The sequence below is a fragment of the Pantoea sp. Cy-639 genome (assembly GCF_011752525.1).
Classification (GTDB): Bacteria; Pseudomonadota; Gammaproteobacteria; order Pseudomonadales; family Pseudomonadaceae; genus Aquipseudomonas.
In genome coordinates, this window is sequence record NZ_VWXI01000061.1 from 1 (window position 1) to 310 (window position 310).

1 protein-coding gene is annotated in these 310 nt (G+C 63.9%); it reads left to right on the forward strand.

The window, feature by feature from the left end:
- Nucleotides 1-310, forward strand: a 310-nt coding sequence (locus F3J43_RS23725; RefSeq protein WP_166893065.1) for a VCBS domain-containing protein, incomplete at both ends; no start/stop codon positions are given.

Sequence of the window (310 nt, forward strand, 5' to 3'; positions counted from 1 at the left end):
TGACGGTGTATGAGAAGGCCCTGGACCTGGTCCGCGATGGCAATGACCTGGCGGCGGGCAACGTCACCGGCAGCGATCCGACCTCGACCGCCGAGACGGCGTCGGGCTCGTTGGCGGGGTCGGTCACGGGCGGCTCCGGAGCCCTGACGTTCACCTTGGTTGGAAACGCAGTGGGGCAATACGGGCAGATCCAGCTCAATGCTGATGGCTCTTACACCTACACCCTGACGTCGGCGCCGAACTCGCCCAATCACATCAACGATGGGCCGAACGTGGTGACCGAGGCCTTTACCTACCAGGTGAAAGACGC